At 26.5% G+C, this 7,563-nt stretch carries 9 protein-coding genes and 1 tRNA gene; 5 read left to right on the top strand and 5 right to left on the bottom strand.

The genetic code is table 11. The features are described from left to right. The first annotated feature begins 184 nt into the window (after positions 1–184). The 4 genes from ACYQ44_RS02900 (at position 185) to ACYQ44_RS02885 (ending at position 1,657) form a co-directional block, all read left to right on the top strand. On the top strand, positions 185–487 hold the full coding sequence (locus ACYQ44_RS02900) for a hypothetical protein (protein WP_459995088.1): 303 nt from the start codon (positions 185–187) through the stop codon (positions 485–487). Further along, positions 438–830, top strand: coding sequence for a fibronectin type III domain-containing protein (locus tag ACYQ44_RS02895; RefSeq protein WP_459995087.1), 393 nt, complete (start codon positions 438–440; stop codon positions 828–830). The genes ACYQ44_RS02900 and ACYQ44_RS02895 overlap by 50 nt, the downstream gene beginning before the upstream one ends. Then, entirely contained in the window at positions 827–1,099 is a 273-nt protein-coding gene (locus ACYQ44_RS02890; RefSeq protein ID WP_459995085.1) for a fibronectin type III domain-containing protein, read from the top strand. Before ACYQ44_RS02895 ends, ACYQ44_RS02890 begins: the two co-directional genes overlap by 4 nt. Before the next feature lie 96 nt (positions 1,100–1,195). Next, entirely contained in the window at positions 1,196–1,657 is a 462-nt protein-coding gene (locus ACYQ44_RS02885) for an outer membrane protein assembly factor BamB family protein (protein ID WP_459995083.1), read from the top strand. Between the two features lie 191 nt (positions 1,658–1,848). On the opposite strand, the gene ACYQ44_RS02880 is transcribed toward ACYQ44_RS02885, so the two are convergent. Then, positions 1,849–3,879 (bottom strand): alpha-amylase family glycosyl hydrolase, encoded by a 2,031-nt coding sequence (locus ACYQ44_RS02880; protein ID WP_459995082.1) that lies wholly within the window; start codon positions 3,877–3,879, stop codon positions 1,849–1,851. A gap of 31 nt (positions 3,880–3,910) precedes the next feature. Further along, a tRNA-Ser gene (locus ACYQ44_RS02875) sits at positions 3,911–4,000 on the bottom strand. Positions 4,001–4,191: 191 nt separating this feature from the next. Between ACYQ44_RS02875 and ACYQ44_RS02870 the strand changes: the two genes are divergently transcribed. Then, positions 4,192–5,340, top strand: coding sequence for a CD0519/CD1768 family membrane protein (locus ACYQ44_RS02870; protein WP_459995081.1), 1,149 nt, complete (start codon positions 4,192–4,194; stop codon positions 5,338–5,340). Here ACYQ44_RS02870 and ACYQ44_RS02865 read toward each other — a convergent pair. The 3 genes from ACYQ44_RS02865 to ACYQ44_RS02855 all read right to left on the bottom strand — a co-directional run bounded on the left by ACYQ44_RS02865 (position 5,320) and on the right by ACYQ44_RS02855 (position 7,321). Beyond that, the gene (locus ACYQ44_RS02865; RefSeq protein ID WP_459995080.1) at positions 5,320–5,739 is read right to left on the bottom strand and encodes a hypothetical protein; all 420 of its coding nucleotides are present in this window, start codon (positions 5,737–5,739) and stop codon (positions 5,320–5,322) included. The genes ACYQ44_RS02870 and ACYQ44_RS02865 overlap by 21 nt on opposite strands. Positions 5,740–5,867: 128 nt before the next feature. After that, positions 5,868–6,596 carry a hypothetical protein gene (locus tag ACYQ44_RS02860; RefSeq protein ID WP_459995079.1) on the bottom strand — a complete coding sequence of 243 codons (729 nt, stop codon included), beginning with the start codon at positions 6,594–6,596 and terminating at the stop codon, positions 5,868–5,870. Positions 6,597–6,655: 59 nt separating this feature from the next. Further along, a complete protein-coding gene (locus tag ACYQ44_RS02855) occupies positions 6,656–7,321 on the bottom strand; it encodes a hypothetical protein (RefSeq protein ID WP_459995078.1) in 666 nt (221 codons plus the stop codon). Between the last annotated feature and the right edge of the window lie 242 nt (positions 7,322–7,563).

Below are 7,563 nucleotides of genomic sequence, written 5' to 3'. Positions count from 1 at the left end.
GGTTATATAAAATAATAAAATCCAACCAATTTTTATGAAATACAATATTAATATATCTAAGATATATTAATTACAATTAAATTTTTATTTATTTTTTTAATACTGATTTGTTTATCAAAAATAAAGTGATATAATATGTATATATCGTTAATTTTTTTAATTTTATTTTTTCAAGGAGGTTAACATGAAAAAGACTTTGTTTTTTATAATTCTTATTTTTTCAACTATTTTAAATGCTAATTTTGTTAAAATTGGAATTTATGGATTTGAAAATAATACTTTATTAAACAAAATTGCAGAATCTTATCTGTCGAAGAAAAACAATATTATTGTTGTAGACAGAGAAGATATTGAATTAATAATACAAGAGAAAAAACTTGAATTATTAGGCATTGTTGAAAATGATGAAAATCACAAAATTTCAAAGGAGGCAAATCATGAAAAAAGTATTTTTCTTTTCAATAATAATTTTATTTTTACTAATTAGTTGTATGAATTTAAATAACCCACCTCAATTAGAAATAACATATCCAAAAGACAATTCAACTAATGTTGAATTAAATCCTGTTATTACTTGGAATGCTACTGATAATGAAAATGATAATATTATATACAATATTTATTTAAATGATGAAATTATAAAAGAAAACTACTCTTTAAAAAAATATCAATTATCTAATTTAATACCTGATACTACTTACACTATTAAATTAGAAGCTATTGATGAATATAACGCTAAAACTGTAACTACTATTTCCTTTAAAACAACTGATTCGCCAAAAAAACTATTTTACTATCACCCGAATATGAAGAAACGGTTGTCGATATGACTTCAGCAACATTAACATGGCAAATATCACAAGATCCTAATAATGATCCTGTTGTTTATGATGTCTATTTAGGTACAGATGAGAATAGCTTAGAATTAATTAAAGAAAATTTAAACACAACTACTTTAGTTGTAAACAACTTAGAAAATGATACCAATTTTTATTGGAAGGTTGTTGCAAAAGACGATAAGGGAGGATATAGTGAAAGTAATATATCTACATTTAAATATGTTAAACCTGGTACTTTGAAATGGAAGTTTAAGACGTGAAGCTCTATAACTTCCTCTCCTGCTATTGGTAATGACGGGACTATTTATATTAGATCAAATGATGGTTATTTATATGCTATTAATCCTGATGGTACTTTGAAATGGAAGTTTGAAACTAGTGATAATATTTCTTATTCCTCTCCTGCTATTGGTAATGATGGAACTGTTTATATTGCTTCGAATTTGGTTATCTTAAATGATTATGGTCATTTTTATTATTTATATGCTATTAATCCTGATGGCTCTGAAAAATGGAGGTTTTTACCCAATTACAGGCTTACCTCTACTCCTGCTATTGGTAATGATGGGACTATTTATATTGGATCAGAACACGGTTATTTATATGCAATTAATCCTGATGGTTCTGAAAAATGGAGAATTTTACCTAATGGAAGATTTTCTTATTCCTCTCCTGCTATTAGCAATGATGGAACTGTTTATATTGGATCAAGAGATGGTTATTTATATGCAATTTATACTATGAGTAAAGGATTAGCAAATTCATCCTGGCCAAGGTTCCAGCATAATAATAAAAATTCTGGTAATTATAATAAATGAATTAAAGCTCTTTTTATCTAAAGAGATACTCCATTTAATATATATTCAAAAGTTTTTTGATTTTAAAATAACTAAAATAATTATTAGTATATCAAAAAAGCAAGTATAAAAATAGATACTCTCTATCTCAATGTCGAATCATTGAGTTGATCTAAAAAACAAATGCCCCATTATCAGGGCATTTGTTTATTTTATTCAATAAGATATATTTTTGCTTCACCAGGATTAAGATTAATATTTAACCAAGCACCTTCATCCCATTTGAAATCACATCTTCTGTAATTTTCAAGTAATAAATTAATTTTATGATTCCCACGCCAAGTATGATATCCTAAATCAAATCCAAAATTAACTGCTTTATCAAAATTTAAATTGATCGGTATCAGTAACCCTTTACTTCCATCCCAATAAAACATAGAAAATACTTTATCCATATGTTCAGTATATCTATAATAACTGATATTGCTTATTAAATTTTCATAATCTTTTTTTATTTTTCCCAAAGCTACTAATAACCTCACCATATGTTTATCTACATCCCAGTGTAATGCATAATAATCAAAAAAAGCTAATTTACCGTAAAATTGATCTGTTGGTTTTAAATATTTATATCTTTCTTCTTCAGGTTTTTCAAAATCAAGCCCTAAATTCATCGGTTGTTTTTCAAAAATTTCACTTCCTGAATTAATTACTGTTATACCGTTTGGCATAAATGTATTTACAACTGCTGATAATTTTGCGAATAATTCTCCTCCATCTCTATTTACTGCCCTTGGAGAATCTGGTGTTTCAGATGTGGCAAATGAAGGAACTTCTAATTTTGGCATTATATCTCTTACTGTTTTTACAAACCAACTTTCTTTATGTCTTGGTTCTGCCCACCATGTATTTCCTAAAATTGCATCATAACCACTCAATTTAGCTTTTACATGATTATCCATAGATAATTCTTCAGCAATAATTGCGAAAGAGGGATCATAATTTTTTGCATTTGATATTATCCTATGTTCCAATTCTTTAGGCAAAGCATGCCCCATATCTAATCTTGCTCCATCAATGCCATAATTTTTTTGGAAATAAGGCATTATATTTGAAATCATATCCCACAATTCTTCATTTTTAACTTTACCTGGGAAATTACTGGATTTTACTACATCATATAATACATATGGCGGTTGATCATCGGGATTTTCTAAATATTTTTCTGATTCCATTGGATGACTTAAGAATAGCCTTAAGAATGTTACATCATCCCATGTTGGTTGCGGATCATTAATCCAATCAGAAAATCCTGGTACTGTGATTAATTTAAATTCTTTAACAATTTCTTCCAGAAAATTTGGATTGTTTTTATTTTTCTTTACAAAATTTTCCCATTTTTGTGGATCCGTAATATTAGGAGCCCATCTAAATTTTTTCAAATGTTTCTTTACCTCTGGATTTGAATATAATATAGATAAGTTTTCTATTGATGGTTGTTCAAAGTCTAATTCTTCTATTTTTGGCGGTTTATATGAAGATAATTCACTTATATCAATCCAATAAAACCAATCCGGATGTTCTAATATCAAATTATTGTCTCTAGCTGCTGTTCTTGGTATAAAATCTAAAATAACTCTCATTCCCATCATATGTGCAGCTTCAACAAATGCTGAAAATTCCTGATCAGCATTAAAATTTTCTAATAACGGATCATGATAATCTTTCTCTACATGATGAAAACTTTTAACTGCATATGGAGAGCCTACTTCACCTTTTTTAAATTTATCACTTGATTGAGTTATGGGAAGCAAATAAATAGCATCTACATTATATTGTTTTAAATAAGGAAGTAGTGCTATCATCTTCAAAAATGTTCCACTTTCTCTATAACCTAGTTCATCATCAGGTTTAAAATATGCAGAATTTACATCGTGTTTATATGCTGCTGTCATCCTTACATGAGCACTATATATTATTGATTTCTTTAACCAATTTGTTGTTTTTTCATTAATCGAAAAAGATAATGGTTTTGAATAATCTGTTGTATTATCTGTATTTCTTAAAATTCTTTCAATAATTTTCGAAAAATATTCGTAAGGATTTACTACAAATGTCCTTCCTTTTAAATGTACAACACCTTCATAATCATTAGGCATCCATCTTTTAGGAATAGCGTAATTTGTTTTCCCTTTTTCTATATTTTTTTTCAATGATTCGTATACATTTCTTAAATTTTTCACCTTTAACCCTCCCGCCAAAATTATATAAAAATGGCGGAGGCGGTGGGACTCGAACCCACACGAGAGATTCCTCTCACCGGTTTTCGAGACCGGCTCCTTAGCCAATTCGGAACACGCCTCCGTTTGTAATTTTATTTTAACAAAAGTAAGTTATTTATTTTTGAAGCTTTAATTAAATTTAAAGTTATAACTTGCCAAAAGTAACGTTATTTAACTACAAAAACTAAAAATCACTTAATTTAAGGTTTGAAATTTTTTTCATATCTATTATAATATATTTTGTTTGATAATTCAACTATCTGGAGGTATATTATGGAAGATAAAGAAATTGTAAAAAAGACACAACTTAAAGAACCTTTTTTATTTATTTTCATATCTCTTGCTATTTTCCTACCTGTAATGAATTATATGGGATTTAGTAATTTTTTTAAAACATTAATGACTACTGCTCATGATTTATTATTAAATACTGTATTTTTTATTATGGCTGTAGCTGTTTTAACAAGTGCTTTTGGTAATGTTCTTTCAGAATTTGGGGTTGTTTATTTACTTAATAAGTTTCTTTCAAAATTAATGAAACCTTTATATAATTTACCTGGTGCATCTGCTCTTGGAATATTAACTACATATTTATCAGACAATCCAGCTATTTTATCTTTAGCTCAAGATAAACAATTCACAAAATATTTTGAAAAATGGCAAATTCCATTATTATGCAATTTAGGGACATCATTTGGCATGGGATTAATTGTAACGACGTTTATGATAGCTCAATCATCAGCCATAGGAGAAAATTTATTTTTCCCTGTATTGCTCGGTAATTTAGGAGCAATATTTGGAAGTATTATTAGTGTTAGAATATTTTCTCATTATACTAAAAAATATTATAAAGGAAGCAAACATATAGATCATCCTGAAGATATTGAATACTGGAATGCTACTAAAGGTAGTGTTATTTCAAGACTTATTGATGGTTTATTAGAAGGTGGAAAGGTTGGCGTTGATTTAGGATTATCAATTATACCTGGTGTTTTAATTATTAGTACAATAGTTATGATGTTTACAAATGGACCAAAAGATCCATCTATAGGATACCAAGGATTACCTTATGAAGGTGTTCCTATTTTACAATGGATAGGTGCAAAATTAGATTTTATATTAAACTTCCTTTTTGGATTTAAATCTCCAAAATTAATTGCATTTCCATTAACCTCTTTAGGATCAACTGGTGCAGCACTAGCATTAATTCCGCGATTTATAGAAACTAAATCTATATCTCCTAATGATATTGCTGTTTTAACAGCAATTGGCATGACTTGGAGCGGATATTTATCTACTCATATTGCTATGATGGATTCTTTAAAAGCTAGAAAATTAGCAAGTAAAGCTATTCTCTCTCATACTATTGCTGGAATTATTGCAGGTTTTATAACTCATTTATTATATGTCCTTTTTTTCTAAACGTTTACTTTCAATAGCCCTCATTATAACAAAGGCTATTAAAGCAAATATAAAAAATACTAATAACATTATTGAAATTCCTTGTAATGCTTCTATAATAGTTCTAACAATTTCAAGTGTCCATCTTTCTGAAGTTAGAGGGATGGAATTTTTTATTATTTCACCATTTTGATTAAAATTTGTATAACCAAGATATTTTTCAATATCCCATATTCTTACTCCTGATGAAATTCCCGTAATATAAATTGCAAAAATAAAATATTTTTTCCATGCATAACTTATTGAATCATTAATGATTTTTTCTAAAATTTTCTCAATGGGCTTATCAAATATTTTTGCTATTATCCAAGAAACAATAATCGATACAACAAAAACAGATAATAACAACCAAAAAAACATTTTATCACCCCCTATAATTTTATTATACTCTATTTAATAATAAAAACTAAAAGTTTTTTATCTAATGTTTAAATTGTTTCTTTGACTTAATGAAAAAAAGTTCCCAATTAACGAGAACTTTTTTGTTCTTAATGATATTTAAATACTATAGGGTTGATTTTTCTATAATTCTCATCTGCATTCTCAGAATCATCAGAATCATAATAAATAATTTTTTTATTTCCTATATCATAAATATAATAATAATATTTAGAAACTCCAAAATTGTACCCATTTATACTATCAAGATATAATATACTTATATTTAAATAATTTTCTATTTTATTTATTATTATAAAGTGTGGATGTTCAATATAATTTCCACTTTCATTAATTTTTTCATCATAATTAATATCAATATTGTAATCTGATTTTAATTCATTGTCTTCAAATTTATAGACTTTCAATTTTCCACCATCAACTATATAGAATTTATTTCCATCAAAAGAATAAAATCTTATATAATTCCCCGCAGTAACATCATAATTAACAGAAATTAAATTTTCTTTTGAAAAATCATCAGTTACATTAAAATAATATTTGTTCATACCATCATTTATTATGTATTCATTTTGATTAAATGCAAAATTTACAATATAAGGATAATTCGATATTTTAACCTTTCTGTTTTCCATAATGTTAAAGTCATTATCTATAAATTGTACATATATTCCGCTATTTTCACCCGATCCACCAAAATAAATTATATAATAATATTTTCCACTTTTCCCAAAACCAGCAGTTTGTGCTCCTGACATTAAATCATACTTTTTATCAAATTTTAGATCTTCAGGATTTGATAAATTATAAATTTTCAATACAGCACTATTATTAGATACATCATACCCACCTATAATAAGTTTTCCTTCAAAATTTTTTATAAATATAATAAAAAAGGTAATTTATCAATTGTATTAACTTTTTGAAGTTTACCGTACTTATCTACCTTTAAAATATGTATTTTTGATGTATAATTTTCAAAATCATTTTCAGGGATATAAATATATTCATTTTTATAAACATTATTTGATATGCTTAATGCAAACAAACTAAAAATATCGATATTAACACTCTCTAATGCTACTTCATCATTAACAAAAACATTATTATTTTTAATTCTATGATCAAAAATTTTTACAACCCCGTTATTTATGCCAATATAGTCATTTAAACTTATTGAGGTTGTATTTTCAGAATTTGTGCTTTTCACAAGGGTACTCTTTGTTATATTTTTTGGTACTACCTTATACAAAACATCTCCAGCAAATGGTTTTGTATCTTTAAACATTAATCCCTTTATTTTTCCTTTTAAAACATAACCATTATCACTATATTTTCTGGAATAAATTTCATATGTTGTATTTTCATCACCTTCCCATTTTAATAAAATCTCCCTTGTTTCTGGAGAATATTCAGAAGTTACATTAGTTACTAATATATCCTCTGCAGTAGCAACATTTTTACCAATATTTTCTTCAACTCTAGCACAACTTACAAACAACAATACAAACAACATAAGAATTATAAAAATGCTTTTCCTCACACTAAATACCTCCCCTTTTTCATTTTTGCATATCTATTTTAACATTAATAATATTATTTATCAAGTTACTTTTTAATTAATTATGATACAATATATTTTTAAAAAAATAAATAATTATTGTTTTTAGAATATTCAAAAAACAATATAATCAAAAACTAGCAAATACCTGAAAAATAATATATGAAGCCACGCAATTTTGCATGTATACAAAATTGCGTGATGCCGAACGCGAACATGAGTCT

Source organism: Marinitoga arctica (genome assembly GCF_054657315.1).
Note: the sequence above shows the minus strand (reverse complement) of the source record. Positions and strands in the feature narration are given on the sequence as shown.